The following is a 2,235-nucleotide window of genomic DNA, read 5'->3' as shown; positions in this document are numbered from 1 at the left end:
TGCCCTGCCACAGATCGGCGGGCAGACCCGCGCGGCGCGGCGATTGCGTGCCCGCCGCATCCGGATCGCCATGGCCAAGCCGCGTCACCTGAACCTGCCCGACCGAGCCGGAAGGGGCCACCGGGCGCGGATTTCCGGCCGCGCCTTCCACACCGGGCGGCGGTTTCTGCCCCGGCCGCCAGGACGAACTTTCGCGCGGCGGCGCCTTCAGGCTGCCCGACAGCCAGTCGCTTGCCGACAGGGGCTGTTGCTGGGCGGCGGCAGGCAGGCCCAGCATCAGCGCCAGGGTCGCGCCGCGCATCAGGCGAAAGGAAAGGTCTCTAGTCACCGGAACCGCCCATGGTCGGGATCGGTTTGCGGACTTCCTGTCGGTCGGCCTGCATGTCGCCGAAATAGGCGTAACCGACCAGCCCGAACAGAGCCGCCAGAATCAGCACCACCAGAACCTTGATCAACCGCATCGAATCTTGCCTCGCTCGCCGTGAAATTTCGTGTCTTTCGGCCGGTCTTTCGCCCGCTCGGCCTGAATATATATGGCAATTTCCGAAAGATCACGCCATTCAGTCAGCCCAGAACAGGGGAGACGGGAATGGCGCAGCGTCTGGGTCGGCATATTCTGCTGATCGGCATGATGGGGGCGGGCAAAACCGCCGTGGGCCATGAACTGGCCCGCCGTCTGCGCGTGCCCTTCACCGATTCCGATACCGAGATCGAGGCCGCCGCGGCGATGACCATCTCGGAAATCTTCGCCCGCGACGGCGAGGCCTTCTTCCGCGACCGCGAATCACAGGTCATCGCGCGAATCCTGGGTCAGGGACCGGGCGTGATCTCGACCGGGGGCGGGGCCTGGATGCAGGCGCGCAATCGCGAGATGATCCGCCGGCGGGCCATGTCGGTCTGGCTGAATTGCGATCTGGAGATCCTGTGGCATCGGGTGCGGCAACGCGCGACCCGGCCGTTGTTGCAGACCGCCGATCCCAAGGGCACGCTGGAGCATCTGCTGGCGCAGCGCGCACCGGTCTATGCGATGGCGGACCTGGACTTTCGGGTCCGCTCGGGCGACAGCATCGAACAATCCGCGACCCGGCTGTTGCAGGCGATCCGCCACGCCGATGCCGACCTTTTGCAGGAGACGAAATGACTGTCGCCGAAGACCCTGTTGCCGTTCATGTGCCGCTGGGCGCGCGTGCCTACGAGGTGCGCATCGGCGCGGGTCTGATCAGACGCGCGGGGGCCGAGATCGCGCCGCTGCTGATCCGCCCGCGTCTGGCCGTCGTCACCGACGAAAATGTCGCGCGCCTGCACCTGGCGACGTTTCGCGACGCGCTCTCGGCGGCGGGCATCGCCTGCGAGGCGCTGGTGCTGCCGGCGGGCGAGGGCACCAAAAGCTGGCCGCACCTGACCCGCGTGGTGGAATGGCTGCTGGAAAACCGGATCGAACGACGCGATATGGTGGTCGCGTTCGGCGGCGGCGTGATCGGCGATCTGGTGGGTTTCGCGGCCGCGATCCTTCGGCGCGGAGTGCGCTTCGTCCAGGTCCCGACGTCGTTGCTGGCGCAGGTCGACAGCAGTGTCGGCGGCAAGACCGGTATCAACTCCGCCCATGGCAAGAACCTGATCGGCGCCTTCCACCAGCCGGCGCTGGTCTTGGCCGATATCGCGCTGCTGGACAGCCTGGAGACGCGCGATTTTCTGGCCGGCTATGGCGAGGTGGCGAAATACGGGCTGCTGGGGGACGCGGATTTCTTCGCCTGGCTCGAAACGAATGCGTCGCGGCTGCGATCCGATCCGGCGGCACGGCAACACGCGGTGGCCCATTCGGTGGCGATGAAGGCCGCCATCGTCAGCCGCGACGAGACCGAGCAGGGTGAGCGCGCGCTTTTGAACCTGGGCCACACCTTCGGACACGCGCTGGAAGCCGCGACCGGATATTCCGGCCGGTTGCTGCATGGCGAGGGGGTGGCGATCGGCTGCGCGTTGGCCTTCGATCTGTCGGCGCGGATGGGGCTGTGCAGCCAGGAGGCGCCATCGCGGGTGGCCCAGCATCTGCGGCAGATGGGGATGCCCGCGCGCCTGTCGGAGATTCCGGGCGATCTGCCCGATGATGCGGCGCTGGTCGCGCTGATGGGGCAGGACAAGAAGGTGCTGGACGGGCGGCTTCGCTTTGTCCTGGCCCGCGATATCGGCGCGGCTTTCGTCTGCGACCAGGTTCCGGGCGATCTGCTGCGCCAATTG

Annotated in this window: 3 protein-coding genes and 1 pseudogene; 2 read left to right on the top strand and 2 right to left on the bottom strand. The window is 67.4% G+C overall.

What is annotated here, in order from left to right; translation table 11 throughout:
• A pseudogene (locus B4A72_RS00840) lies at positions 1-328 on the bottom strand (hypothetical protein); the annotation flags it as partial.
• Entirely contained in the window at positions 321-461 is a 141-nt protein-coding gene (locus B4A72_RS00835) for a hypothetical protein (protein WP_292952562.1), read from the bottom strand. The pseudogene B4A72_RS00840 and the gene B4A72_RS00835, both read right to left, overlap by 8 nt.
• A 128-nt stretch (positions 462-589) precedes the next feature.
• Between B4A72_RS00835 and B4A72_RS00830 the strand changes: the two genes are divergently transcribed.
• On the top strand, positions 590-1,141 hold the full coding sequence (locus tag B4A72_RS00830) for a shikimate kinase (RefSeq protein ID WP_292952565.1): 552 nt from the start codon (positions 590-592) through the stop codon (positions 1,139-1,141).
• Positions 1,138-2,235 (top strand): 3-dehydroquinate synthase (gene aroB, locus B4A72_RS00825; RefSeq protein WP_292977955.1); only part of this gene is annotated, 1,098 nt, incomplete at its 3' end. The genes B4A72_RS00830 and aroB, both read left to right, overlap by 4 nt.

Source organism: Paracoccus sp. UBA5162, assembly GCF_002413585.1.
GTDB lineage: Bacteria > Pseudomonadota > Alphaproteobacteria > Rhodobacterales > Rhodobacteraceae > Paracoccus.
This window is presented reverse-complemented; position numbering and strand designations above follow the sequence as displayed.

Coding starts and splice junctions, on each gene's coding strand:
- B4A72_RS00835 (WP_292952562.1), bottom strand. CDS start 461: ATGCGGTTGATCAAGGTTCTGGTGGTGCTGATTCTGGCGGCTCTGTTC.
- B4A72_RS00830 (WP_292952565.1), top strand. CDS start 590: ATGGCGCAGCGTCTGGGTCGGCATATTCTGCTGATCGGCATGATGGGG.